Annotated in this window: 17 protein-coding genes and 1 pseudogene; 15 read left to right on the top strand and 3 right to left on the bottom strand. The window is 70.2% G+C overall.

The annotated features are described in order from the left end of the window. Positions 1–14: 14 nt before the first annotated feature. From gatB to ACIPEK_RS03755, 9 genes and pseudogenes are all read left to right on the top strand, one after another. The gene (gatB, locus tag ACIPEK_RS03795; RefSeq protein WP_383070920.1) at positions 15–1,523 is read left to right on the top strand and encodes an Asp-tRNA(Asn)/Glu-tRNA(Gln) amidotransferase subunit GatB; all 1,509 of its coding nucleotides are present in this window, start codon (positions 15–17) and stop codon (positions 1,521–1,523) included. Between the two features lie 81 nt (positions 1,524–1,604). Then, positions 1,605–1,847: pseudogene (locus ACIPEK_RS03790) on the top strand (arsenic transporter); the annotation flags it as partial. Between the two features lie 142 nt (positions 1,848–1,989). Continuing rightward, positions 1,990–4,116, top strand: a complete 2,127-nt coding sequence (locus ACIPEK_RS03785) for a phosphocholine-specific phospholipase C (RefSeq protein WP_401990205.1) — start codon at positions 1,990–1,992, stop codon at positions 4,114–4,116. Between the two features lie 83 nt (positions 4,117–4,199). Next, positions 4,200–5,675 carry a hypothetical protein gene (locus ACIPEK_RS03780; protein WP_401990202.1) on the top strand — a complete coding sequence of 492 codons (1,476 nt, stop codon included), beginning with the start codon at positions 4,200–4,202 and terminating at the stop codon, positions 5,673–5,675. Positions 5,676–5,859: 184 nt separating this feature from the next. Then, positions 5,860–8,106, top strand: a complete 2,247-nt coding sequence (locus tag ACIPEK_RS03775; protein ID WP_401990198.1) for an MMPL family transporter — start codon at positions 5,860–5,862, stop codon at positions 8,104–8,106. Next, entirely contained in the window at positions 8,106–8,660 is a 555-nt protein-coding gene (locus tag ACIPEK_RS03770; RefSeq protein ID WP_401990195.1) for a GNAT family N-acetyltransferase, read from the top strand. Before ACIPEK_RS03775 ends, ACIPEK_RS03770 begins: the two co-directional genes overlap by 1 nt. Positions 8,661–8,732: 72 nt before the next feature. Beyond that, a complete protein-coding gene (locus ACIPEK_RS03765) occupies positions 8,733–9,428 on the top strand; it encodes a hypothetical protein (RefSeq protein WP_401990192.1) in 696 nt (231 codons plus the stop codon). Between the two features lie 626 nt (positions 9,429–10,054). Next, positions 10,055–10,240, top strand: coding sequence for a hypothetical protein (locus ACIPEK_RS03760; protein WP_327272771.1), 186 nt, complete (start codon positions 10,055–10,057; stop codon positions 10,238–10,240). Positions 10,241–10,309: 69 nt separating this feature from the next. Then, positions 10,310–13,468, top strand: coding sequence for an AAA family ATPase (locus ACIPEK_RS03755; protein WP_401990188.1), 3,159 nt, complete (start codon positions 10,310–10,312; stop codon positions 13,466–13,468). Between the two features lie 21 nt (positions 13,469–13,489). On the opposite strand, the gene ACIPEK_RS03750 is transcribed toward ACIPEK_RS03755, so the two are convergent. The 3 genes from ACIPEK_RS03750 to ACIPEK_RS03740 all read right to left on the bottom strand — a co-directional run bounded on the left by ACIPEK_RS03750 (position 13,490) and on the right by ACIPEK_RS03740 (position 16,154). Next, on the bottom strand, positions 13,490–13,786 hold the full coding sequence (locus tag ACIPEK_RS03750; RefSeq protein ID WP_401990771.1) for a DUF6191 domain-containing protein: 297 nt from the start codon (positions 13,784–13,786) through the stop codon (positions 13,490–13,492). Between the two features lie 31 nt (positions 13,787–13,817). Next, positions 13,818–14,981, bottom strand: coding sequence for a PQQ-dependent sugar dehydrogenase (locus ACIPEK_RS03745; protein ID WP_401990185.1), 1,164 nt, complete (start codon positions 14,979–14,981; stop codon positions 13,818–13,820). A 177-nt stretch (positions 14,982–15,158) separates the two neighbouring features. Continuing rightward, positions 15,159–16,154, bottom strand: coding sequence for an aldo/keto reductase (locus ACIPEK_RS03740; protein ID WP_383070936.1), 996 nt, complete (start codon positions 16,152–16,154; stop codon positions 15,159–15,161). Positions 16,155–16,287: 133 nt separating this feature from the next. On the opposite strand from ACIPEK_RS03740, the gene ACIPEK_RS03735 reads away from it, so the two are divergent. The 6 genes from ACIPEK_RS03735 (at position 16,288) to serA (ending at position 26,145) form a co-directional block, all read left to right on the top strand. After that, a complete protein-coding gene (locus tag ACIPEK_RS03735; protein WP_401990182.1) occupies positions 16,288–17,238 on the top strand; it encodes a 2-hydroxyacid dehydrogenase in 951 nt (316 codons plus the stop codon). A 479-nt stretch (positions 17,239–17,717) separates the two neighbouring features. Further along, the gene (locus tag ACIPEK_RS03730) at positions 17,718–20,555 is read left to right on the top strand and encodes a putative bifunctional diguanylate cyclase/phosphodiesterase (protein ID WP_401990179.1); all 2,838 of its coding nucleotides are present in this window, start codon (positions 17,718–17,720) and stop codon (positions 20,553–20,555) included. 222 nt (positions 20,556–20,777) lie between these two features. Next, positions 20,778–22,628 carry an acetolactate synthase large subunit gene (locus ACIPEK_RS03725; protein WP_401990176.1) on the top strand — a complete coding sequence of 617 codons (1,851 nt, stop codon included), beginning with the start codon at positions 20,778–20,780 and terminating at the stop codon, positions 22,626–22,628. A gap of 22 nt (positions 22,629–22,650) precedes the next feature. Then, positions 22,651–23,178 (top strand): acetolactate synthase small subunit, encoded by a 528-nt coding sequence (gene ilvN / locus ACIPEK_RS03720; RefSeq protein WP_018102507.1) that lies wholly within the window; start codon positions 22,651–22,653, stop codon positions 23,176–23,178. A gap of 100 nt (positions 23,179–23,278) precedes the next feature. After that, positions 23,279–24,280: a ketol-acid reductoisomerase gene (ilvC, locus tag ACIPEK_RS03715; RefSeq protein WP_093897792.1), complete on the top strand. Its 1,002-nt coding sequence runs from the start codon at positions 23,279–23,281 to the stop codon at positions 24,278–24,280. 272 nt (positions 24,281–24,552) lie between these two features. After that, a complete protein-coding gene (gene serA / locus ACIPEK_RS03710; protein ID WP_383070945.1) occupies positions 24,553–26,145 on the top strand; it encodes a phosphoglycerate dehydrogenase in 1,593 nt (530 codons plus the stop codon). The last annotated feature ends 39 nt before the right edge of the window (positions 26,146–26,184 follow it).

The following is a 26,184-nucleotide window of genomic DNA, read 5'->3' as shown; positions in this document are numbered from 1 at the left end:
AGGGAACTTTCACCGTGACTGTCACTGACCTGGTGTCGTACGAGGACGCGCTCGCGTCCTACGACCCCGTCATGGGCCTGGAGGTCCATGTCGAGCTCGGCACCAAGACCAAGATGTTCTGCGGCTGCTCGACCGAGCTCAAGCAGGATGCCAACTCCCAGACCTGCCCGGTCTGTCTCGGCCTGCCCGGCGCGCTGCCGGTCGTCAACGAGATCGGCGTCGAGTCCGCCATCAAGATCGGCCTCGCGCTGAACTGCGAGATCGCCGAGTGGTGCCGCTTCGCCCGGAAGAACTACTTCTATCCGGACATGCCGAAGAACTTCCAGACCTCCCAGTACGACGAGCCGATCGCCTACAACGGCTATCTGGACGTCCAGCTGGAGGACGGGGAGATCTTCCGGGTGCAGATCGAGCGCGCCCACATGGAGGAGGACACCGGCAAGTCGACCCACGTCGGCGGCGCCACCGGCCGTATCCAGGGCGCGTCCCACTCCCTGCTCGACTACAACCGGGCCGGCATCCCGCTCATCGAGATCGTCACCAAGCCGATCGAGGGAGCGGGCGCACGCGCCCCCGAGGTCGCCAAGGCGTACGTCGCCGAGCTCCGCGAGCTCATCAAGGCGCTCGGTGTGTCGGAGGCCCGGATGGAGATGGGCCAGATGCGCTGCGACGTCAACCTGTCGCTGCGCCCCAACGGCACCGAGACGTTCGGTACGCGCTCCGAGACGAAGAACGTGAACTCGCTGCGTTCCGTCGAGCGCGCCGCCCGCTTCGAGATCCAGCGCCACGCCGCGGTGCTGAGCTCGGGCGGCACGATCGTGCAGGAGACCCGGCACTTCCACGAGGAGGACGGCTCGACCACGGCCGGCCGCATCAAGGACAACGCCGAGGACTACCGCTACTTCCCCGAGCCCGACCTGGTGCCGGTCGCCCCGGCCCGCGAGTGGGTCGAGGAGCTCCGGGGCGGCCTCCCCGAGCTGCCGCGGCTGCGCCGCAAGCGGCTGAAGGAGGAGTGGGGTGTCTCCGAGCACGACATGCAGTCCATCCTCAACGCCGGTGCGGTCGACCTGATCGTCGCCACGACCGACGCGGGCGCCCCCTCGGACCAGGCCCGCAAGTGGTGGATGGGCGAGCTGGCCCGTAACGCCAACGAGACCGGCCGCGGCCTCGACGAGCTGCCGATCACCCCGGTGCAGGTCGCCAGGGTGGCCGAGCTCGTCACCTCGGGCGACCTCAACGACAAGCTGGCTCGCCAGGTCATCGAGGGCGTCCTCGCGGGCGAGGGCGACCCGGACACCGTCGTCGAGAAGCGCGGCCTGAAGGTCGTCTCCGACGAGGGCGCGCTGGGCACGGCCGTGGACGAGGCGATCGCCGCCAACGCGGCCATCGCGGACAAGATCCGCGGCGGCAAGGTCGCGGCGGCGGGCGCGCTCGTCGGCGCGGTCATGAAGGCCACCCGCGGCCAGGCGGACGCGGCCCGCGTGCGCGAGCTGATCCTGGAGAAGCTCGGCGTCGAGGGCTGATCCCGTCCCCTGCGTGGGCGGTTTCCGTACGTCCCTGAAGGGGCGGTGCACCCGTGAGCCGGGTGCACCGCCCCTTCACCCGTCCTCGCGCTGCTCCCGTTCGTCGCGGCGGCGGGTCCCGGCCCGCTGCCCGCCGCGCTGATCGGCGTGAACCTCGGCCCGAACCTCACGTACATCGGCCCGCTTGCCACCCTGCTCCGGCGCCGCATCCTGCACACCCACGGCGCCGCGCCCGACCTCGGCCACTTCACCCGGTTCGGGCTGCTGACCGTACCGGCGACGCCGGCCGTGTCGACGGTCGCGCTGTGGGGGCGCCGCAGCTGATCGGGGTGTGACCAGGTGCGGGACGCGGTTGGACTTTCCCGGCCGACCTGTTGGACGTTCACCACCGAGCCGTACGGAATCCTTCCCCGCGCCACCTGGCTTGATTAGTTTCCCGGCTGAACGACAGACTCGGGAGGCTCACTTGACCACGGACATTTCACGGCGACGGCTCTTCGCGCTCGGCGGCGGTGCACTCGGCGTCGCAGCTGCGGGGTCGCTGCTTCCGCCGTCGCTGCAGGCCGCGATCGCGGCGCAGCCGGCACATCCGGCGGGGTCCGGTGGCGGTGACGGGCTCGGAGCCATCAAGCATGTGGTGATCCTGATGCAGGAGAACCGTTCCTTCGACCACTACTTCGGGACACTCCGGGGAGTGCGCGGCTTCGGTGACCGCAACGCCGTCGAACTGCCCTCCGGCAGGCCGGTCTTCGAGCAGCCCGCTCCGCTGGGCACCTCCGTGCTGCCGTTCCCGGTGCGGGACGCCGCCGAGGCGCAGAAGAAGGACCTCCAGTACATCGGCGCGCTCGACCACTCCTGGAGCGGTGGCGGGAAGGCATGGGCCGGGGGGTGGATGAACGGCTGGGTGACCGCGAAGACGGCCGCCACCATGGCGTACTACGACCGCCGTGACATCCCGCTGCACTACGAACTGGCCGACACCTTCACGGTCTGCGACGCCTACCACTCCTCCATCCACACCTCGACCAGCCCCAACCGCAACCACCTGTGGAGTGGCAAGACGGGCAACGAGGCGAACGGCAAGCGGGCCGTCAGCAACGACGCGTACGACGAGGGCACGCACCCCGGGTACGACTGGAGCACGTACGCGGAGCGGCTGGAGAAGGCCGGGCACAGCTGGCGTACGTACACCGAGTGGGAGAACTTCACCGACAACCAGATCGAGTTCTTCGCCACCTTCAAGGCGATCGCCCGCAAGGCGCTGGCGAAGACCGGCGGCCATACGTACATGGAGTCGTTCTACTCGGCGGTACGGGACGCGGACGCCACGGAGCGGGAGCGGCTGTTCGGTCTGCTCGAAGAGGGTGTCGTCACCCTGGACAAGACCGAACGCAGCCTCTTCGAGCGTGCGTTGCGCCGGGTGGAGACCGGAACGCTGGCCGATGAGTTCGCCAAGGACGTGGCGGCGGGCACGCTGCCCGAGGTCTCCTATCTGGTGCCGTCGGCCGTCGACTCCGAGCACCCGAGCGTCTCCTCGCCGATCCACAGCGCGACGATCGTCTACAAGGTCCTGGACGCGCTGGGCAAGCACCCCGATGTGTGGCGCCACACCGCCGTCCTCATCAACTACGACGAGAACGACGGCTTCTTCGACCACGTGCCGCCGCCGGTCGCGCCGCCCGAGGTGACCGAGGAACAGTGGGAGGGCAAGCCCACCGGTCTCGGGATGCGGGTGCCGCTGCTCGTCGTGTCGCCGTGGACGGTGGGCGGCTACGTCTGCTCCGAGGTCTTCGACCACACCTCCGTGATCCGCTTCCTGGAGCGCTGGACCGGCGTGAAGGAACCGAACATCAGCGACTGGCGGCGCACCGTCACCGGCGATCTGACCTCGGCGTTCGACTTCAAGCGCGCACGGCGCCGGCCCGAGGTGGAGCAGCCCGGTGCCATCCCGCCGTTCAGCGGACGCTGGGCGCCGAAGCCGCCGCTCGTGCAGCACATGCCCGTACCGGAGCCCGGGACCCGCCCGGCCCGCGCGCTGCCGTACCAGCCGGACGCCCAGGCGAAGCTGGTGGACGGAGCGGTGCAGGTGGCCCTCAGCAACACGGGGCGCTCGTCCGCGCACTTCGCGCTGTATCCGTACGCGGGGGAGTTCCCCGTACCGCAGCACCGGGATGTGAGGGGCACGGCGCAATGGACGGTGCCCCTTACCGGTGCGGCGTACCGGTTCACGGTGACGGGGCCGAACGGCTTCCGACGCGAGTTCGCCGGGCCCGCGAAGGGCGGCGTCTCGGCCGGGGCCGAAGTCGCCTCGCGGGTCGACGCGCATGAGCGGGATCTGCATCTCACCCTGCGCAACACGGGGCGGACGACGCTCACCTTCACCGTGCGGCCGCTGGGGTACGTCGACGAGGCGGACCTGCGGGGCTGGACCAGGACCGTCAAGGTCAAGCCGGGACGCAGCCGTACGGTCGTGCACTCGGCGGCCGACGCACACGGCTGGTACGACCTGTCCGTCACCGTCGACGGGGACGATGTCTTCCGGCGCCGGCTGATGGGGCACATCGAGAACGGCCGGGCGAGCATTTCCGGCTGACGGGTCGCCGGCAGGCCCGTCATCACGTACGGGAGTTCGGCGCCCACCGGAACCGCCGTGGCGCGGCCGGCGTTTCCTTGATCATGACTGAACTGATCGAGAAATGGACCGGAGTCACGGCGGGCGCCGCCCCCGAGGAGGCGGATCCCGTCGTCCTGGAGTGCGCCCGCCTGCTCGCCGCCGAACCGGACAGCGAGCAGGCGGTCCTGCTGACCTTCGGTCTGGTGAGCATGGCGCGGTACGTCCTCGGGCGACGCGGCGCCCCCGTCGAGCGGGCCGTGGTGGACGCGCTCGGCGCCGCCGCCGAGGCCATGGACGAGCAGTCCCGCCAGGCCGGCGGGTGCGGGCACGCGGCTCATCCGTACACCGGGAGCCTGGAGAACTGGGACACGGACGCGGACGCGCTGCTCGACGCGCCGGACGTCCAGGTTCCGCCCGCTGCGTGGGACGGGGCCGAGGCCTGCCCCCGCAACGCCGCCGGATGGGCGCGGACAGCCGCCGATGTGATCCTGCCGGGCAGCACGGAGGGCATCCCCGAGATCATCCCGGAAAGCCACCTGAGCAACATCAGCAGCCTGGGCAGTGTGCTCAACGACTATCCGAACGGTGATCCGTTCTGGGACCTGGAGGTCCACGCCACACCGCCCAGCAGCCTCTCCCGGGCCGCTCTCGCCGGCTATGTCGTCGTCGCCCATGCGAACTGCTGGTACGCGGGGTCGGGCCGGATCAGACAGCGGTCGCTGCTCGACGACATGATCGAGGGCCTGGAGTCCGTACTGCCGTTGCTGCCGGACGAGACGTGCGCGCACGAGGACGGCGAGCACCCGGCACTGAACTCCGGCAGCGACCAGCAGGCCGCCGAGGGAATCCACCTGCAGAGCCCCGGCGGCCGGGCCGTCCTGCGCGAGGAACACGAGGACGGATACGGGGCCTCGCTGGAGGCGTGGACCTGCACCGCCTTCCTGCGCGCCCTCTCCGTCGAGGCCCGCGACCATCTGCGCGAAGCGGTCGACAGACTCTTCGGCACCCGGGAGACGGCACATCTGGACCCGGTGTATCTGCGCCCCGACGGCCGGCTCGACATCGAACCGCTGAGCGAGCGGCATGTCCCGTTCAAGGACGAGACAGCCTCCGAGGAGGCGGCGCTCTGGGCGGCCCGGCGGTACGAGCAGCTCGGCCCCGACGGACCCGCGCTCGAGCGGACCGTCCTGCTGCTCCTGATGGGCACGGCGGCCGATTCCCTGCAGCTGTCGTACGGAATCGCCCGCGAGATCCTCGGCATCCTCCGTACCGCTGCCGCCGCCCTGCCCGGTGGCGCATGCACCCACGCGGACGGCCATGCGCCCGGCCATGAGCGCACCTCCGATCGCGTGGCCCGCATCGCGCACCTCTACGCCCCCGACGCATGCCCCGCCCTTGGCCCGGACTACGGCCAGGGCTTCGGGAGCGAGGTGCTGACCTGCCCCGTCCATCTGGCGGAAGCCGTGGCGAAGGGCATTGCGGAGATCGAGGAGCAGTTCGAGGAAGAACTGGAGGCGGAGGAACGACTGGCCGAGTGAGGTGGCCGGAGGCCGTTGTGACTCCGGGGCCGCAGTCATTCCTGCGGCCGTTGTGAGTAAGGCCACGAAAGCGACAAAGGATCACCATCGGCTGCCAGAGTGGCGATTCTCAGGTCATGTGTTCTTTACGGGCAATTCATGTTCTGTCCTGGTAAAGAACCACGAACCATCAGGAGCACGTCCGTTGGCTGCCATTGCCCGCTGGTGCGTCAGGCACCGCCTCATCGCCGTCCTCATCTGGCTCTTCGCCCTCGGCGGCGCAGCCACCGCGGCGGGCTTCGCGGGCTCTGCCTACTCCAACGACTACGACGTGCCCGGTACGGAGTCCGGCCGGGCCGCCGAGCTCCTCAGGAGCGGTTTCACGGACCTCGGCGGTGACACGGACACCATCGTCTGGCACACCACCGACTCCACCGTGCGGGCCGCCGATGTCCGGCAGACGATGACCCGGACCCTGCACGCGGTCGAGGAACTGCCCGGTGTCGGCGCCGTCACCGGACCGTACGGGGCGTCCGGCGCCGGGCAGATCAGCGAGGACGGACACACCGCCTACGCCACGATCACCTTCGACCGGCAGTCCGACGACATCCCGGTGCAGCAGGCCCGGGCGGTCGTCGACACAGCGAAGGCCGCCGCCGGCGACCACCTCCAGGTGGAACTGGGCGGTTCGGCCGTCGCCCTCACCGAGGCGCCGTCCGCCCACTTCAGCGAGGCCATCGGGGTCGTCGTCGCAGCGGTCGTCCTGTTCCTCGCCTTCGGCTCGCTCGCCGCCAGCATGCTGCCCATCGCCACTGCTCTCGTCTCCGTCGGCACGGCGTACGCGGGCATCGTGCTGCTGGGCCATGTGATGACCGTCGCCGACTTCGCCCCCATGCTGGGCATGCTGATAGGGCTCGGCGTCGGCATCGACTACGCGCTGTTCATCGTCACCCGGCACCGCAGAGGACTGCGCAGGGGCATGACCGTCGCCGAGGCGGCGCAGAACGCCGTCGCGACGACCGGGCGGTCCGTCGTCTTCGCCGGAGCCACTGTCTGTATGGCGCTGCTCGGCATGCTGATCCTGCGGCTCGGGTTCCTCAACGGTGTGGCGATCGCCGCCTCGCTCACCGTCGTCCTGACCGTGGCCGCCTCCGTGACCCTGCTGCCCGCCCTGCTGTCCTTCATCGGCATGCGGGCGCTGAGCCGGCGCGAGCGCCGAAGGCTCGCCGAGCGCGGGCCGCAGCCCGAACTGCCCACCGGCTTCGCCGCCCGCTGGTCCGCGTTCGTCGAACGCCATCCCAAGCTGCTCGGGGCGTTCGCCGCCGTGGTGATGCTGGTCCTCGCGCTGCCCACGTTCTCCCTGCATCTGGGCACCTCCGACCAGGGCAACAACCCCTCCTCGTCCACCACCCGGCAGGCGTACGACCTGCTGGCCGAAGGATTCGGACCGGGCGTCAACGGCCCGCTGACGATCGCCGCACAGCTCGACGGCGCGGACGACCGGCTGGCGATGGACGGCCTGCCGGACGTCCTGCGAGCCACCGACGGTGTGGCCTCGGTCGGCCCGGTGACGTACAACAACAGCGGCAGTGCGGCCTTCATCGCCGTTGTGCCGAATTCGTCACCGCAGTCGCGGGAGACCAGCGCGCTCGTCGGCCGGCTGCGTACGGATGTCCTCCCGCAGGCCGAGGCGAACACCTCGCTCCGGGCCCATGTGGGCGGGGTGACGGCCGGCTACGACGACTTCGCCCGGATCATCATCGGCAAGCTCCCGCTCTTCATCGGCGTCGTCATAGGGCTCGGCTGTCTGCTCCTGCTGCTGGCCTTCCGGTCGATCGGCATTCCGCTGAAGGCGGCCGCGATGAATGTGGCGGCCGTCGCCTCCTCGTTCGGAGTCGTAGTCGCGATCTTCCAGTGGGGATGGGGGAGCGAGCTGCTGGGGCTGGGCAGCTCGGGGCCCATCGAACCGTTCCTGCCGGTCATCATGGTGTCCGTGCTCTTCGGGCTCTCCATGGACTACCAGGTGTTCCTGGTCGGGCGGATGTACGAGGAGTGGCTGGAGACCGGTGACAACCGGCGGGCGGTGCGCGTCGGCCTCGCCGAGACCAGCCGCGTGATCAACTCCGCGGCAGTGATCATGATTTCGGTCTTCCTCGCCTTCGTCCTCAGCGGGGACCGGGTCATCGCCATGTTCGGAATCGCGCTCGCCGCGGCGGTCGCCCTCGATGCCTTCGTTCTCCGTACGCTGCTGGTCCCTGCCCTGATGCATCTGCTGGGCGGAGCGAACTGGTGGCTGCCGCGCTGGCTGGATGGGCGGCTGCCGCGGATCAGCATCGAGCCTCCAGAGTGCCGCGTGCCGTATGGGAAAATCCCGCAGGCAGCGAAACCGGCGGAACCGGTGGGAACCGCGCAGGCAGTGCAAGCGGTGGAATCGGTTCGAGAAGGAGCATGATGTTCGCGATATCCCTGGGCGACGACGGAGCGGAACTGCGGCCGCTGGAGATCTGGCAGGCGGCGGAGTTCCTCGCCCATATGGACCGGGCCCGCGAGATCGTCGACCCCTGGATCCCCCTCGCCTCGTTCGCCACCGACGTGGACTCGGCGCGTGCCCTGCTCCGGCGGTACGCGGAGAAGCGGGCGGCCGACACGGGGCGCCTCTACGGCATCTGGCTGGACGGTACGCTCGTCGGCGGTGTCCTGTTCCGGATCTTCGACACGGAATCCGGGAACTGCGAGGTCGGCTGCTGGCTGGAGCCGGCGGGGGAGGGGCGTGGCCTGGTCACCCGGGCGACACGGAAGCTGATCGACTGGGCGGTGTACGAGCGCGGGATGCACCGCGTGGAGTGGGGCGCGTCCGCCGCGAACACCCGAAGCATCGCCGTGGCCAAGCGGCTCGGTATGACACGCGACGGGGTGCTGCGCGAGAACTACCTGTACCGGGGCGAGCGGCACGACTCGGAGATCTGGTCCGTACTGGCCCGGGAGTGGCGGGCGCAGAAGGCCTGAGGCCGGGACAGGGGGACCGGCCGGCGACGGGCGTTAAGAAGGTTCTCATCCGGGCCGCCTAGCGTGCGGGACATGAACCCCGGAACTCCCAAGAACGCCAGCACTCCCACCGGCTCCGCCGCTCCCGCTGTTCTCGACGCCGAGGAGACCGCGGCCGAGGAGAACACTGCCAAGGACGCGGCGCACAGCCTCGACAAGGGGGCGGCCGAAGCCGAGGGAGAGCTCGCGGTGGCCGACGACGCCGGAGCGGGCTCCGCCCCGGACCCCGCCCAGGACCTCGATCCGGATGCCGGCTTCAAGGACTCCGATTCCGAGGACTCCGACTTCACGGACCCCGACTTCGACGACTCCGGCAAGGGGTCGTCCGGCCTCGGCTCGGCCGCCGCGGCCGTGGCAGCCGCCGGTCTCGGTGTCGTCGCGCTCAGCGGGTCCTGGGTCGGCAAGGTCGCCGCCGAGCGCGAGACCCTGATCGGGCAGATCAAGACCTCGGGCGGTGGCACCGCGGCCCAGCAGATCTCGGAGATCTACGGCGACGCCTGGCACTCCACCGCGCTGGTCAACGGCCTCTTCGCACTGCTCGCCCTGCTGGTCGGCATCTTCGCCCTGGTCCGCCCGGCCTTCGGCGCACCCTCCCCGCACCCGCAGCCCGGCTGGGTGCGTGCCGTCGCGACCGCCGGCATCGCGCTCGGTGTCCTCGGCCTGGTGATCTCCGCCGGCATGTATTTCGACCTCATCGTCGCTCTGCCGACCGCGGGCACCACCCAGTGAGTACGTACCGCCCTACGGCCGTCTGAGAGCCTGTCGGGTGACCTCCGACCGGGCGGTCACGCCCTGGCACGCACGCTTCCCGCGTTGTCGTCAGTCACCGACTCCCCCATAGCTGAAGGCATGGGGGGGACCCCCTTCGCGTCGACTCCCTCCTCCGCCTTGGAATCGCACGCACCAGACCGCGTCCGCTATCCGATCGGAGGTCACCCGACAGGCTCTGAGACCGACCGGCAATTGGGGGGCGGCGTCGCGGGGCTGGGCACGCGCTCCCCCAAGGCCTTAAGGGCCAGGGGGGACCCCCTCCCGCGTTGTCGTCAGTCACCAACTCCCCCATAGCTGAAGGCATGGGGGACCCCCTTCGCGTTGACTCCTTCTCCGCCTTGCAGCGGCACGCACCCGGCCCCGCTCCCTCACCCACCCCCCATTTGCCGGTCGGTCTAAGGCATCCGCCCGGGCGGCCCCGGCCCGTGTGCGGCAGTGTCCGCACCCGGCTAAGGCCCCCCGCCCCGCGAAGATGCGGAACTCGCCCGATGCGGCGACACCCCCTGGGAGACGACAGTGGGGGCACGGCAGAAACACTGCCGCCCCCCAGGCCCCAACGGGCCTTCGTCCTCCGGGAGAAGCACATGTTCACGCTCGAACTCCACAAGCTGAACGCGATCGAAATGCGGCGCCGTGCCGAGCAGGAGCGGCTCGTCGGGGAGGCCCGTCGGGCCCGCAGGGCCGCCCGCAGGGCTGCCCGTGAATCCGTACGCAAGGAGGCCGAGGGGCCGGTGAGTACGGACCGGAACCGGTTCGTCCACGCCGCGTAGTAGTCGTGTGACGGCTTCGCGATGCCGGACGACCCGATTCCGGGGCCCGCACCGTTGGACCCATGTGCGATGCTCGGCGACGTGCAGACCAGGTCCGTCAGTCCCGTGTTCGTCGGCCGCGCAGGTGAATTCGCCTCGCTCGTCGATGCGCTCACCCGCGCCACCGCAGAGGACACCGGCCGTGCCGACCGCCCCGGCGGCGAGCCGCAGGCGCTGCTCATCGGCGGCGAGGCGGGCGTCGGCAAGACCCGGCTGGTCGAGGAGTTCCTCGCGGCGGCGGTGCGCCGCGAGGCCGTCGTCGCCGTCGGCGGCTGCGTCGAGGTCGGTGCCGACGGCCTGCCCTACGCCCCGTTCTCCACCGCCCTGCGCGCCCTGCGCCGCACCCTGCCCGACGAGATGGCCGCCGCCTGCGCCGGGCAGGAGGGCGAACTGGCCCGGCTGCTCCCCGAACTCGGCGAGGCCGACCGGGACGCGACCGACGAGCACAGCACCGCCCGCCTCTTCGAACTCACCGCCAGGCTCCTGGAGCGCATCTCGGCGCAGCGCGCGGTCGTCCTCGTCCTGGAGGACCTGCACTGGGCCGATGCCTCCACCCGGCATCTCCTCGCCTATCTCTTCCGCACCGTGCGCAGCGGCCGTCTCGTCGTGATCGGCACCTACCGCTCCGACGACATCCACCGCCGCCACCCCCTGCGCCCCCTCCTCGCCGAACTGGACCGGCTCCGTACCGTCCGCCGGATCGAACTCGCCCGCTTCAACCGCACCGAGGTCCGCCGCCAGCTCACCGGCATCCTCGCCGCCACCCCCGAGGCGGCCCTGGTGGACGAGATCTTCGAACGCTCCGACGGCAACGCCTTCTTCGTCGAGGAGCTCGCCTGCAGCCTGGAGAGCGGCGACCGCTCCCGGCTCTCCGACTCGCTGCGCGACCTGCTGCTCGTCCGCGTCGAAGCGCTCCCCGACGGCGCCCAGAAGATCGCCCGGATCGTCGCCGAGGGCGGCTCCACCGTCGAGTACGGACTGCTGGCCGCGGTCGCCCGACTCACCGAGGACGAACTCATCGAGGCGCTGCGTGCGGCCGTCGGAGCCAACTTGCTCCTCACCACCCCGGAGGGCAACGGCTACCGCTTCCGGCACTCCCTGGTCCGCGAGGCCGTCAGCGACGATCTGCTGCCCGGCGAGCGCTCCCGGCTCAACCGGCGCTATGCGGAAGCCCTGGAGATCGATCCCACCCTCGTCCGCGCCGGTGAACGGGCCACCCGGCTCGCCAGCTACTGGTACTGCGCACACGATGCCGCCAAGGCCCTGCCCGCCGTACTGAAGGCCTCGGTCGAGGCCCGCCGCCGCTACGCGTTCTCCGAGCAACTCCGTCTGCTGGAAAGGGCGATGGAGCTGTGGGACGACGCCCCCGACGACGTGCGCCGCACCCTGCGCCCCATCGACTACGCGGAGAGCTACCCGGCCTGCGGCTGCGACCCCGACACCACCCCGCTGCGCTATCTCGACCTGATGGCCGAGGCCACCGTCGCCGCCTGGTTCGGCGGCGAACGCGAACGGGCCCTGGCCATCGCCAAGAAGGCCATGCGCGTCCTGGACGGCGAGGACGACCCGCTGCGCGCCGCCTGGTTCTGGGTCCAGCGCTCCCGGCTGATGCAGGACCTCACCCGTGGCGACGGATGGCAGGAACTGGTCAACGCCCAGGAGCTCGTACGCGGCCTGCCCCCGTCCGCCGTGCACGCCGATGTCCTGATGAGCGTGGCGGGATGGGGCGCCCTGCACCGCCCGGGCGCCGAGACGCTGCAAGCCGTCGACCGGGCCGTGGAGTACGCCCGGCTCGTCGGTGACGAGTACATCGAACTGCACGCCAGGCTCACCCGCGGCTGGCTCACCGCCGACGCGGGCAGTGTCGACGAGGGCATCGCCGAGATGTACGCAGTCCGCGACCGCGCCGATGAACTGCACCTGGTCGGCATCATCAGCCGGGCCGGCATCAATCTCCCCTCCACCCTCGAATCCATGGGCCGCTCCCTGGAGGCCGTGGCCGCCGCGGACCACGGCATCGAGATCAGCCGCAGCCACGGCATCGCCGACATGGAGGCATGGGTCCGCTGCAACCAGGCGATCTCGCTCTTCTCTCTCGGCCACTGGGACGAGAGCCGTGCGACCACCGACGCGGCGGCCCGCGCCGCCCGGTCCAGCAAGGCGCAGGGGCTCGTCGCCGCACGCCGTACCGAACTGGCCCTCGCCCAGGGTGACCTGGCCGAGGCCGAGATTCAACTCGCCCTGACCCGACGCTTTTTCGGCTCCCGTGACCCGCAGCCCCAGCTCCTCATCAACCGCGTACGCCACGCCATGATCCTTGCCGCGCAGCAGGGGCGGCTCGCCGAGGCGCGGTCCGCGTTCGAGGCCCAGGCGGAGCAGGGCTTCCCGCCCGGCACCCAGCGGTACGCCCTGCCGCTGCTCCATGTCGCCGCCACCGCCGAGGCCGACGCCCGGGGTCTGCCCGCCGCCGACCCAGGCCGGCCGGCGATCCTGGCAAGCATCCGCGGACACCTGAAGCGGCTGCCGATGCTCATCCCCGTCTGGGCCGCCTACGGTCTCCTGGTAGACGCCGAGCTGGCCCGGGCCGAGGGGCTCGACACCCCCGACCACTGGTCCCGCGCCGCCACCGCCTTCGCACCCCTGCACCGCCCGTACGAACTGGCCCAGATCCACCATCGCTGGGCAGAGGCGCTCCTCATCGCCTCCGGCGACCGGTCCGCGGCCACCACCCTGCTGCGCGAGGCCCATCGCACCGCCGGGCGACTCGGCGCGCGCCCGTTGACCGAGACCATCGAGCTGCTGGCCGGACGCGCCCGCATCACCCTCACCACCTCCGACCGGTCCTCGGCCCAGGGCGCCGCCCAAGAGATACCGCTTGCCGCCACCGTCCCCGCCCGGGAGGGCACCACCGACGAGGCGGCGGACCGGGAGCAGACCGAGGACCACCTGCGCGAGGCGGCGGCAGCGGCGGTGGAGTCCTTCGGGCTGACGCGACGCGAACAGGATGTGCACCGTCTCGTCGCAGCCGGTCACACCAACCGCAGGATCGCCGAGGAGCTCTACATCTCACCCAAGACCGCGAGCGTGCACGTCTCCAACATTCTCGCCAAGCTCGGCGTCTCCAGCCGCGGCGAGGCGGCCGCCCTGGCCCACCGGCTCCGCCTGTACCCGGTCCGGAACACCTCCTGACACCGGGGGCGTCCAACCCGCCTACGGCCGCGCGTCCGGACCGGCCTCCGGAGCGTCCGGGGTATCCGGCCCGGACGCCTCATCGAGGTCGTCCGCTGCCTGGTCCCGGTCCGGTGTCGCGTCTGTCGCGCCACGCTCCGCCGCAGGACCGCCGTCGGTACCGGACGCCCTGACGATCACCTTTCCGGAGGCCAGGTCTACCGGCCCGCGCCCCGGGTCGCCGACACCGAGATCCACCCGGGTCAGCTCCAGCCGCTTCTGTTCGTCGGCGGCGTGCTTACGGCCCGGCGCGAAGAGTTCCTCGAAGAAGTTGAACACCGGCCGCACGCCCTTTCACCTGCTGTAGCCGCTACCGCACCTCCAGCACCAGGATCCTGTCGTCTCCCGGCTTCGGGGTGCCACGGGTGTCCGTATTGCTCGTGACCAGCCAGAGCTTGTCGCCGCCCGCGGCGAGCACCGTGCGCAGACGCCCGTACTTCCCCTTCAGGAACGACTGCGGGGCCGCCAGAGGTTCCTTGCCGGACAGCGGAATCCTCCAGAGGCGCTCACCGCGCAGGCCCGCCATCCAGATCGAACCCTTGGCGAAGGCGATCCCGCTCGGGGACGCCCCGGACGTCTTCCACTGTGCCACGGGGTCGATGAAACCCGGCTTTCCCGCCTTGCCCTCGACCTCCGGCCAGCCATAGTTCCCACCCGGCTCGATCCTGTTCAGCTCGTCCCAGGTACCCTGCCCGAATTCTGACGCCCACAGCTGCCTCTGCCCGTCCCAGGCCAGCCCCTGCACATTGCGGTGCCCGTACGAATACACCACGGAGTCGGCCTGCGGATTGCCGTGCAGCGGCTGGCCGTCCGGGGTCATCCGCAGGATCTTGCCGGCCAGTGACTTCTTGTCCTGCGCGAGCCCGGTGTCCCCCGTCTCCCCGGTGCCCGCGTACAGCATGTGATCCGGGCCGAAGGCGATCCGCCCGCCGTTGTGGATCGAGCCCTTCGGGATGCCCCGCAGAATCGTGTCCGGCGCACCCAGCAGCCGGCCGGGCGTCGTGCCGTTCTCGTCGTACTGCATGCGCGCGATGCGGTTGTCGGACTCGGTCGTGAAGTACGCGTACACCAGATGGTCCGCACCGTAGGCGGGGGAGACCGCGATCCCCAGCAGCCCTCCCTCCCCGCCGGGCGACACCCCGGGCACGGCGCCCAGCAGGGTCTTCTTGCCGCTCTTCCCGTCGATCCGGGTGATCGTGCCCTTGTCGCGCGAGGAGACCAGCAGATCGCCGCCGGGCAGCTGCGCCAGCCCCCACGGCGAGTCGAGGCCCTCGGTGAGCGTGGAGACCACCTCCACCGAGCCCTTCGCCGGTGGCAGGGCCACCGACGCGGACGGGGAGGCCGACGGGCCCGAGGCGGCGGGGGAGGGCATGTGCCCGACGCCCGCCGCGCTGCCGGAACCGTCCCCCGAGGAACACCCCGCGGTCAGCAGCAGCGTGCCCGCGGCCAGCGCGGCAACCGTTCCGTGACGCACGCCGCGACGCCGCCCCCGACGACGCGCAAGGCCTTGTACAGACCCGAACAGAACACCGTGCACAGCACCGATCCCTTCGACGGCCACCCGACTACTGTTCTTACACCGCAGCCCCGCCCCGGGTACCCCATGCCCGCCAGTTTTCTCGATCGGTGATCACGGATGCGGGGCCGGCGGTCAGTCCCACGACCCCCGCGCCGGGGGCAGCCGGGCGATCTCCACCAGATCCCGCGCGCTCAGCGTCAGCCCGGCCGCCCCCGCGTTCTCCACCGCCCACCGCTCCCGCTTGGTCCCCGGCACCGGCACCACATGCGGCCCCTGCCGCAGCACCCAGGCCAGCGCCACCTGCGCCACAGTCGCCCCGTGCCGCTCCGCGATCCGCCGCAGCCCGACCACCACCGGCTGGTTCGCCGCCATCATCTCGGCCGTGAACCGTGGATGCCTGGCCCGCGGATCGTCGGGCTCGAAGCCCTGTCCCGGGGTCAGCGTGCCCGTCAGATAGCCGTTCCCCAGCGGCATCGCCGCCAGCAGTCCCACACCCCGCGCCGAGCACCACGGAAGCAACGACTCCAGCGCCTTTGGCGACCAGACCGAGAGCTCCGCCTGCACCGCGCTCACCGGAAAGACCTGCTGCACCCGCTCCAGCTGGCGGATCGTTTCGTCATACATCCGGGCACCCGGCCGGCGTGAAGCCCGTGCTCCGACCGCACAGAGTCCGAGCGCCCGCACCTTTCCGGCGGTCACCAGCTCCGCCATCGCGCCCCAGGTCTCCTCGACCGGCACTTCGGGGTCGGCCCGGTGCAGCTGGTACAGATCGATCACATCGGTCTGCAGCCGCCGCAGCGAGGCGTCACAGGCCCGCCGCACATAGCCGGGGCGGCCATTGGCGACGATGTGCTGATCGCCCACCAACAACAGCCCGCACTTGGTGGAGACGAAGGCATCGGACCTGCGACCCTTCAGCGCCCGGCCCACCAGCAGCTCATTGGTGAAGGGGCCGTACATATCGGCCGTGTCGAGCAGTTGCACGCCCGCGTCGAGCGCGGCGTGCACGGCACGCAACGCACGGTCACCGCGCTGCTGCGACGCGCTGTACGCCCAGCTCATCGGCATACAGCCAAGACCGACCGCACCCACGGCGAGCGCCGCCGCACCGAGACTCCTGCGCTCCAACTCCCCGAACCCTCCCTAAGGTCCCGTGACGACAGGACCTCGGCCCCGCCGTCACGGGACCGCACCGCACCCCAAAGTAACCTCTGCCGGCTGCCGCCCCTCGCCCAGCCTCCCGGGGATTAGCCTCCTGACCATGACTTCGACGAAGACTCCCGACATATGGATGCCGTTTCCCGCCGACGAGATCGAAGGACTCCCCGAGGGTCTCAACTACCACTTCTGGGACGGCGCGCAGGACTACCCGGCAGACCCGGCCGACTGCGCCTTCTATGTCGTGCCGTACATGAAGGGTTCACAGATCGCGGTCCGTCCGCTCGCCGGCATGGCACAGGTCCGGATCGTGCAGACGCTCTCCGCGGGCATCGACCATGTCGAGCCGGGGCTCGGTCTGCTGCCGGCCGGGGTGCGCCTGTGCAATGCCAAGGGGGTCCACGAGGCGTCGACCGCGGAGCTCGCCCTCGCCCTGATCCTCGCCTCCCTGCGCGGCTTCCCCGGGTTCGTCCACGGCCAGGACAACGAGGAGTGGCGGGCCGGCTTCTACCCCGCGCTCGCCGACAAGTCCGTGCTGATCGTGGGGTACGGATCGATAGGGGCGGCCATCGAGGACCGGCTCGCGCCCTTCGAGTGCGCGCGGGTGGCGCGCGTCGCGCGCTCTGCACGGACAACAGCACGCGGCCCCGTACACACGCTCGACGACCTGCCCGCACTCCTGCCCGAAGCCGACGTCGTCGTGCTGTCCACCCCGCTGAACCCGTCCACACAAGGGCTGGTGGGTGCGGAGTTCCTCGCCGCGATGCCGGACGGAGCACTGCTGGTGAACGTCGCACGGGGCGGCGTCGTCGACACCAAGTCGCTGCTGCTCGAACTCGAGTCCGGCCGGCTGCGCGCCGCCCTCGATGTCACCGACCCGGAACCACTGCCCGCCGGCCATCCCCTCTGGCATGCTCCGAACGTCCTGATCACTCCACATGTGGGCGGCAGCACTTCGGCGTTCCTGCCGCGCGCCAAGCGTCTGGTGGCCGGACAGCTGAGCCGTTTCGCCGCAGGGGAGCCGGTGCAGAACGTCGTACGCACCACCGGTTGACCACGCTGCGGTTCCGTTCGGCTGCGTACCGTTGCAGCAAGTCCCGTGATCGTCACGGAGAGTAGATAAGCTATGTCCCTGAGTGACCGCTCTGGTGTATCGTCCCGAAAGGGGCGCTGAGCCGAGGAAGGGACTGCGCCGGGGAGGACGCAACACGCGAGGGGGCGACGGGCGATGTACGGCCGATGGGCGAACGATCCGGCACCGCAGGGCAGTCGACGGCAACTGGGGCCTGTTCCGGGTTTCCCGTCGTCCGCACGCAGCGCGTCCGGCGCGTGCGATCGCGGGGCGCGGGGTCGCCCTTGTACCGGACGCTCTCGGACGAGCCCGGCAACGCGGCAAGGGGGTTCCCCCTGCCCGGGCGGAGCCGAGGGCTCGGGGGAGTGCGTGCCGGGCGTCGCGGCGCAGCCGGGAATCCCGGAACAGACCCCAGCCAGGCGCCGGGTGCGTGCACACCCGGCGGCGTCGGGTGCGCCCCGGTGAGCGCGCCGGCCGGCGCCCTCGGGGCGTTCCTCTCCCGGCGGTCGGCCGGCGGCAGCGCATCCGCACTGGCCCTGCAGGTCCTGGTCGGTCTCGTCTGCGGCGGTTACGCGGTGGGGGCGGCCCTCGACTGGGGTTCTTCGGAACTGGCGCTCATCATGGGGGATTTCGGCCTCAGCGCCGCCGCGCTGGTCGCGGCCGTCTCCTGCTTCCTCTACGCGCGGACCGGCGGCGACCGGTTGCGGCCCGCCTGGCTGCTGTTCGCGCTCTCCTCTCTCATGGCCGCAGGGGGCAATGCGGTCTGGGGCTGGTACGAGGTCGTGCTCGGGCGCTCGGTGCCCAGCCCCTCCCTCGCCGATGTCTTCTACCTCTGCTTCGCGCCACCCGCCATCGTCGGGCTGCTCGTCCTCGCCAAACGCCCCGTCACCCGGGCCGGATGGTTCTGTCTCGCGCTGGACTCCTGGCTGATCGGTGGATCGCTCCTCACGCTCTCCTGGAGCCTCGCCCTCGCCCATACCGCGCATCTCGTGGATGCCGAGGGCGCGAGCGTGGCCCGCGCGGCGCTCGCGCTTGCCTATCCTCTGCTCGACATCGTGCTTGTCTCCATGGTGCTGGCCCTGCACTTCCGGCGGTCCAACGTCAACCGCTCCGCGGTGAACACCGCCGTTGCCGCACTCGCCCTGACGGTCCTGTCCGACGCCCTTTTCACCTCCCCGCTGCTGCGCCAGGCCTACCACTCCGGCCAGTTGCTGGACGCGGGCTGGTTCGCCGGTTCCCTGCTCCTCGCGTACGCACCCTGGGGTGCGAACAGCGCAGCGGACAACGCTTACCCGCCACGGGGTGCGCCGCGCTCCACCAGCCGGCCCGTCGCGGGATCGCTGGCCGCGCTGACGCCGTATCTCGCCGCCGCCGTCTGCACTCTCGGCATTCTCTACAACGTCACCGAGGGCCGCCGGGTGGACCGCGTCGTGGTCTTCACCGGCTGCACGGTGGTGCTCGCCCTGGTCGTCCGGCAGGGCATCATGCTCGTCGACAACATCGCCCTCACCCAGGAGCTGGCACAGAAGGAGAACCACTTCCGCTCCCTGGTGCAGGGCTCCAGCGATGTCATCATGATCGCCGCCCCCACCGGCGTCCTGCGCTACGTCAGTCCCGCCGCCGCGGGGGTGTACGGGCGCGATGCCGACGACCTTGTCGGCGCCGAGCTCGCCTCGATCATCCACCCCGAGGACCTGGGGCGGGTGGTCCACGAGGTGCGCCGGTTCCTCGCCGCCTCTCCGGGGGAGGAGCCCACCACCCGGATCGAGTGCCGTTTCAGATCCGGTACGGGCGACTGGCTCAATGTCGAATCCACGGTCAACCGCCACCAGGGCGGGCTGATCCTCAACAGCCGCGATGTGACCGAACGGGTGCGGTTGCAGGCCCAGTTGCAGCACAACGCCGAGCACGACCCGCTCACCGACCTGCCCAACCGCGCCCTGTTCACCGAGCGGGTGCGCCAGGCCCTCGGCCGCCGCCGCTCCGGCGACCCCGGCACCGCCGTGCTCTTCATCGACCTCGACGGCTTCAAGGCGGTCAATGACCGCCTCGGCCACCAGGCGGGCGACGAGCTCCTCATCCAGGCCGCCCGCCGTCTCCACGAATCCGTACGGGCCGGCGACACCGCGGCCCGCCTCGGCGGTGACGAATTCGCGGCCATCATCCTCGGCGACGGCATCCGCGACCAGTCCGCCCGGGAATGCCAGGTCCACGAGATCGCCGACCGGCTGCGCCTCACCCTCTCCCAGCCGTACCGCATCGGCACCGGCGAGGTCCGGGTCGCAGCGTCCATCGGGGTCGCCTTCGCCGAGCCCGGCATCTCCCCGAGCGACCTCATGCGCAACGCCGACCTCGCCATGTACCGCGCCAAGGCGGGCGGCAAGAACCGCGTCGAGCTGTACGCCCCGCAGATGCAGGCCGAAGTCGTACGCCGCTCCGAGCTCGCTGCCCGGCTGCGCACCGCTCTGCGCGACGGCGAGTTCGCCCTGCTCCACCAGCCCGTGGTGCATCTCACCAGCGGCACCGTCGCCGCCGTCGCCGCCCAGGCCCGCTGGCGCTCCGCCCAGGGCATCCTGTTCACCCCGGCCGAATTCCTTCGCGTCGCCGAGGACAGCGACCGCACCGCCGAACTCGGCCGCTGGCTCCTCGAAGAGGCCGTCGAGCAGGCCGCCGACCGAGCCAGGGCCGGCCATCCGGTCTCCGTCGCAGTGCGGCTCTCCGCCCGCAGGCTCCTCGACAAGGCGATGCCGTTCGGCTCCGTCGAGGCGCTGCTCACCCGGCACAGCCTGCCCTCCGGCGCCCTGATGATCGAGGTCGCCGACAGCGACCCCCGGATCTCCTTCGACGAACTCGAACAGCGTCTCATCGCGCTGCGCCGGCTCGGTGTCCGCATCGCGCTCGACGGCTTCGGCAGTGGATACGCCGCGATCAACGCCCTGCGGCGGCTCCCCATCGACGTACTGAAACTGGACCGCGGTCTCGTAGAGGGTGTCGTGGAATCCGCCCGGCTGCACAAGATCACCAGCGGCCTCCTGCGCATCGCCTGCGACCTCGGCATGCAGTCCGTGGCCGATGGTGTCGACGTACCGGAGCAGGTCCTCGCGCTGCGCGCCATGGGCTGTACGCACGGCCAGGGAATGGCCTTCTCCGGGCCGCTCGACGAGTACCGGCTGCGCCGCGCCCTGGCCCATGGTGAGTTCCCGGTGCCCGGCAGTGCCGCCGCACAGCCGGTCCTGGCCGGCGGCTCGATCCCACTCCTCAGTGGCTCACATGTTGAGACGCCCGTCCCACCCACTTGACACGCTGTATGCGTCGGAGAGAGGGTCATTGCCATGCGCACCCGAATTCTCGTACTTGGAAAGCGCGTCGGCTGAAGCAGAGTCCCTCACTGACACTCTGCAGACCACACCGACGCGCTCCCCTCGCTTGCCTCACGGCACGAGGGGTTTTTTGTTGCACTAAGACCAGGCAAACCCTCGTAAAACACCCGCAAAAACCCTCAGCTTCGAGAAGAGAATGCGATGACCGAGCAGGCCACCGGGGCCCACCATCCCCAGCCGCGGGCCCGTAACGGCGGATCGTCCGCCGCCACCGTTGAGCACGTCACGGGCGCGCAGTCCCTCATCCGGTCTCTTGAGGAGGTGGGGGCCGACACGGTATTCGGCATTCCCGGCGGCGCCATCCTTCCGGCGTACGACCCGATGATGGACTCCACCCGGGTCCGTCATGTGCTGGTCCGTCACGAGCAGGGCGCCGGACACGCCGCCACCGGCTACGCACAGGCCACCGGCAAGGTCGGCGTCTGCATGGCCACCTCCGGCCCCGGCGCCACCAACCTGGTCACGCCGATCGCCGACGCCCACATGGACTCCGTCCCGCTGGTCGCGATCACCGGCCAGGTCGCCTCGAAGGCCATCGGCACGGACGCCTTCCAGGAAGCCGACATCTGCGGCATCACGATGCCGGTCACCAAGCACAACTTCCTGGTCACCAAGGCCGAGGACATCCCGCACACCATCGCCGAGGCCTTCCACATCGCCTCCACCGGCCGTCCGGGCCCCGTCCTCGTCGACATCGCCAAGGACGCACTGCAGGCGCAGACCACGTTCAGCTGGCCGCCCACCCAGGACCTGCCCGGCTATCGCCCGGTCACCAAGCCGCACGCCAAGCAGATCCGCGAAGCCGCCAAGCTGATCACTCAGGCCAAGCGCCCGGTGCTGTACGTCGGCGGCGGAGTCATCAAGGCGGGGGCCACCGCCGAACTGAAGGTCCTCGCAGAGCTCACCGGAGCGCCCGTCACCACCACACTGATGGCGCTCGGCGCATTCCCCGACAGCCACCCGCTGCACGTCGGAATGCCGGGCATGCACGGTGCGGTCACCGCCGTCACCGCGCTGCAGAAGGCCGACCTGATCGTCGCCCTCGGAGCCCGATTCGACGACCGCGTCACCGGCAAGCTGGACAGCTTCGCCCCGTACGCCAAGATCGTCCACGCCGACATCGACCCGGCCGAGATCGGCAAGAACCGCGCCGCGGACGTCCCGATCGTGGGCGATGCCCGCGAGGTCCTGGCCGACCTGGTCCAGGCCGTCCAGGCGGAGCACACCGAAGGTCACGTCGGTGACTATGACGCCTGGTGGAAGGACCTCAACCGCTGGCGCGACACCTACCCGCTCGGCTACGACCTGCCCGAGGACGGCAGCCTCTCGCCGCAGCAGGTCATCCAGCGCATCGGTCAGCTCGCCCCCGAGGGCACGATCTTCGCGGCGGGCGTCGGCCAGCACCAGATGTGGGCCTCGCACTTCATCCAGTACGAGCAGCCCGCCACCTGGCTGAACTCCGGCGGCGCCGGAACGATGGGTTACGCGGTCCCGGCCGCGATGGGCGCCAAGGCCGGCATGCCGGACCGTACGGTCTGGGCGATCGACGGCGACGGCTGCTTCCAGATGACCAACCAGGAACTCACCACCTGCGCGCTCAACAACATCCCGATCAAGGTCGCCATCATCAACAACGGGGCGCTCGGGATGGTCCGCCAGTGGCAGACCCTGTTCTACAACCAGCGGTACTCCAACACCGTGCTGCACTCCGGCGCCGACACCGAGGGCGTCCCGGCGAAGGGCACCCGCGTCCCGGACTTCGTCAAGCTGTCCGAGGCCATGGGCTGCCACGCGATCCGCTGCGAGGACCCGGCCGACCTGGACAAGGTCATCGAAGAGGCCAATTCCATCAACGACCGCCCGGTCGTGATCGACTTCATCGTCCATGAGGACGCCATGGTGTGGCCGATGGTCGCCGCCGGCACCTCCAACGACGAGGTCATGGCCGCCCGCGGGGTCCGCCCCGACTTCGGCGACAACGAAGACGACTGAGAGACAGAGAGAGACCGACTCCATGTCCACCAAGCACACGCTCTCCGTCCTGGTCGAGAACAAGCCCGGTGTCCTCGCCCGGATCACCGCACTGTTCTCCCGCCGCGGCTTCAACATCGACTCGCTCGCGGTCGGTACCACCGAACACCCCGACATCTCGCGCATCACCATCGTCGTCAATGTCGAGGACCTGCCTCTTGAGCAGGTGACCAAACAGCTCAACAAGCTGGTGAACGTCCTGAAGATCGTCGAACTCGAGCCGTCCGCTGCGATCCAGCGTGAGCTCGTCCTGGTGAAGGTCCGCGCCGACAACGAGACCCGCTCCCAGATCGTCGAGATCGTCCAGCTGTTCCGTGCCAAGACCGTGGACGTCTCCCCGGAGGCCGTCACGATCGAGGCGACCGGCGGCGCCGACAAGCTGGAGGCCATGCTCAAGATGCTGGAGCAGTACGGCATCAAGGAGCTGGTCCAGTCCGGCACCATCGCCATAGGGCGCGGCGCGCGCTCGATCACCGACCGTTCGCTGCGCGCCCTCGACCGTTCGGCCTAGGCACCGCCACTTCGCCGCTCGTATGGCGAGACCCGAAAACGTATCTGACGCACCCCGCCGTACGGTGGGACGCAACACCTGCACACCAAGGAGAGACCCAGTGGCCGAGCTGTTCTACGACGACGATGCCGACCTGTCCATCATCCAGGGCCGCAAGGTCGCGGTCATCGGCTACGGCAGCCAGGGTCACGCCCACGCGCTGTCGCTGCGCGACTCGGGTGTCGACGTCCGTGTCGGTCTGCACGAGGGCTCCAAGTCCAAGGCCAAGGCCGAGGAGCAGGGCCTGCGCGTGGTGACTCCGTCCGAGGCCGCCGCCGAGGCCGACGTCATCATGATCCTCGTCCCGGACCCGATCCAGGCCCAGGTCTACGAGGAGTCCATCAAGGACAACCTCAAGGACGGCGACGCGCTGTTCTTCGGCCACGGCCTGAACATCCGCTTCGGCTTCATCAAGCCGCCGGCCAATGTCGACGTCTGCATGGTCGCCCCCAAGGGCCCGGGCCACCTGGTCCGCCGTCAGTACGAGGAGGGCCGCGGCGTTCCGTGCATCGTGGCCGTCGAGCAGGACGCCTCGGGCAACGGCCTGGCGCTCGCCCTGTCGTACGCGAAGGGCATCGGCGGCACCCGCGCCGGCGTCATCAAGACGACCTTCACCGAGGAGACCGAGACCGACCTGTTCGGTGAGCAGGCTGTCCTCTGCGGTGGCACCGCCGCCCTGGTCAAGGCCGGTTTCGAGACCCTGACCGAGGCCGGTTACCAGCCGGAGATCGCGTACTTCGAGTGCCTGCACGAGCTGAAGCTCATCGTGGACCTCATGTACGAGGGCGGCCTGGAGAAGATGCGCTGGTCCATCTCGGAGACCGCCGAGTGGGGCGACTACGTCACCGGCCCGCGGATCATCACGGACGCCACCAAGGCCGAGATGAAGAAGGTCCTCGCGGAGATCCAGGACGGTACCTTCGCCAAGAACTGGATGGCCGAGTACCACAACGGTCTGCCCAAGTACAACGAGTACAAGAAGGCGGACAGCGACCACCTCCTGGAGACCACCGGCCGTGAGCTGCGCAAGCTCATGAGCTGGGTCAACGACGAGGACGCGTAACCCATTCGCCGCGGGGCGGGTCTCCTGACCCGCCCCCGCGGTGTCCCCCTGCTTCACCGCTGGAAGAGGCGGCGTCGTACGTGTGTACAAGTCGTCCACCCCCGTGTGGGTGATCCTTCCATCGGGGCGCAGTATGCGTCCTGGCGCATGACTACACTTCTCCACACATACACGCGTCAGGCCCACAGTGTCGTGCGTCTTCCACGCGGCAAGCCCCTCCACCGCCTGCGGCCGTCGGGACGGCCGTCCGCACTGGACTTGTGAGGACTCACGTGAGCTCGAAACCTGTCGTACTCATCGCTGAAGAGCTGTCGCCTGCCACGGTTGACGCCCTGGGTCCGGATTTCGAAATCCGGCACTGCAACGGCGCGGACCGCGCCGAGCTCCTCCCTGCGATCGCCGATGTCGACGCCATCCTGGTGCGCTCCGCCACCAAGGTCGACGCCGAGGCCATCGCCGCCGCGAAGAAGCTGAAGGTCGTCGCCCGCGCGGGCGTCGGTCTGGACAACGTCGACGTCTCCGCCGCCACCAAGGCCGGCGTGATGGTCGTCAACGCGCCGACCTCCAACATCGTGACCGCCGCCGAGCTGGCCTGCGGTCTGCTGGTCGCCACCGCGCGCAACATCCCGCAGGCCAACACCGCCCTCAAGAACGGCGAGTGGAAGCGCTCCAAGTACACCGGCGTCGAGCTGAGCGAGAAGATTCTCGGCGTCGTCGGCCTCGGCCGCATCGGTGTCCTGGTCGCTCAGCGCATGTCGGCCTTCGGCATGAAGATCGTCGCGTACGACCCCTATGTGCAGCCCGCGCGTGCCGCCCAGATGGGCGTCAAGCTCCTCACGCTGGACGAGCTGCTCGAGGTCGCCGACTTCATCACCGTGCACCTGCCCAAGACCCCCGAGACGCTGGGCCTGATCGGCGACGAGGCGCTGCACAAGGTGAAGCCCTCGGTGCGCATCGTCAACGCCGCGCGCGGCGGCATCGTCGACGAGGAGGCGCTCGCCTCCGCCCTCAAGGAGGGCCGGGTCGCCGGCGCCGGTCTCGACGTGTACACGAAGGAGCCCTGCACGGACTCCCCGCTGTTCGAGTTCGACCAGGTCGTCTGCACCCCGCACCTCGGCGCCTCCACCGACGAGGCGCAGGAGAAGGCGGGCATCGCGGTCGCCAGGTCCGTGCGCCTCGCCCTCGCCGGTGAGCTCGTGCCGGACGCGGTCAACGTCCAGGGCGGTGTGATCGCCGAGGACGTACGCCCGGGCCTGCCGCTCGCCGAGAAGCTCGGCCGGATCTTCACGGCGCTCGCGGGCGAGGTCGCGGTGCGCCTCGACGTCGAGGTGTACGGCGAGATCACCCAGCACGACGTCAAGGTGCTCGAACTCTCCGCGCTCAAGGGCGTCTTCGAGGACGTGGTCGATGAGACCGTGTCGTATGTGAATGCCCCGCTCTTCGCGCAGGAGCGCGGTGTCGAGGTCCGCCTCACCACCAGCTCCGAGTCGCCGGACCACCGCAACGTGGTCACCGTCCGCGGCACGCTCTCGGGCGGCGAGGAGGTCGCGGTCTCCGGCACGCTGGCCGGCCCCAAGCACCTCCAGAAGATCGTAGCCGTCGGCGAGTACGACGTGGACCTGGCGCTGGCCGACCACATGGTGGTGCTGCGTTACGAGGACCGTCCCGGTGTCGTCGGCACGGTCGGCCGGATCCTCGGCGAGGCCGGTCTGAACATCGCGGGCATGCAGGTCTCGCGGACGGACGCGGGCGGCGAGGCGCTGGTCGTGCTCACCGTCGACGACGACGTTCCGGCGTCGGTGCTCACCGAGATCTCCACGGAGATCGGTGCCGCATCGGCCCGTACGGTGAACCTGACCGACTGACCGACTGACCGACTGACCGACTGGCGGCCTCGGGGCCCC

The organism is Streptomyces sp. NPDC088246 (assembly GCF_044741025.1).
In the GTDB taxonomy this organism is placed as follows: Bacteria; Actinomycetota; Actinomycetes; order Streptomycetales; family Streptomycetaceae; genus Streptomyces.
The sequence above is the reverse complement of the archived record's forward strand: the minus strand, read 5'-3'. Positions and strand labels throughout refer to the sequence as shown.

Coding starts and splice junctions, on each gene's coding strand:
- ACIPEK_RS03780 (WP_401990202.1), top strand. CDS start 4,200: ATGACTGAACTGATCGAGAAATGGACCGGAGTCACGGCGGGCGCCGCC.
- ACIPEK_RS03770 (WP_401990195.1), top strand. CDS start 8,106: ATGTTCGCGATATCCCTGGGCGACGACGGAGCGGAACTGCGGCCGCTG.
- ACIPEK_RS03765 (WP_401990192.1), top strand. CDS start 8,733: ATGAACCCCGGAACTCCCAAGAACGCCAGCACTCCCACCGGCTCCGCC.
- ACIPEK_RS03760 (WP_327272771.1), top strand. CDS start 10,055: ATGTTCACGCTCGAACTCCACAAGCTGAACGCGATCGAAATGCGGCGC.
- ACIPEK_RS03755 (WP_401990188.1), top strand. CDS start 10,310: ATGCTCGGCGACGTGCAGACCAGGTCCGTCAGTCCCGTGTTCGTCGGC.
- ACIPEK_RS03735 (WP_401990182.1), top strand. CDS start 16,288: ATGACTTCGACGAAGACTCCCGACATATGGATGCCGTTTCCCGCCGAC.
- ACIPEK_RS03725 (WP_401990176.1), top strand. CDS start 20,778: ATGACCGAGCAGGCCACCGGGGCCCACCATCCCCAGCCGCGGGCCCGT.
- ilvN (WP_018102507.1), top strand. CDS start 22,651: ATGTCCACCAAGCACACGCTCTCCGTCCTGGTCGAGAACAAGCCCGGT.